We start from the raw sequence: 247 nt of genomic DNA, 5'->3' as shown, positions 1-247 counted from the left end.
CACGCGCGCGGCCAGTTCGCCGGCGTTCAGGATCAAGAGGCGCACGCCGGCCAGGTCGCGCGGCAGGCGCGCCATCTTCGGCTCGGACACGGCGACCAGCACCAGCGGCACCTCCGCGCGGCGCGCCTGGCCGACCAGCGCCTCGATGGTCTGCGCCGGCAGGTTCAGGTCGGCGACGAGCAGGGCGGCCGTCGCGACCTGGGCCTGGCGCGCGGCCACGAAGGCGGGGTCGATGCGGTCGTACAGG

The 247-nt window shown here is 76.1% G+C and carries 1 pseudogene; it reads right to left on the bottom strand.

What is annotated here, in order from left to right:
* Window positions 1-247 (bottom strand): annotated as a pseudogene (locus FN960_RS22980) (carbohydrate kinase); the annotation flags it as partial.

Source organism: Alkalicoccobacillus porphyridii (assembly GCF_007293315.1).
Taxonomy (GTDB): domain Bacteria; phylum Bacillota; class Bacilli; order Bacillales; family Bacillaceae_D; genus Alkalicoccobacillus; species Alkalicoccobacillus porphyridii.
Note: the sequence above shows the minus strand (reverse complement) of the source record. Positions and strands in the feature narration are given on the sequence as shown.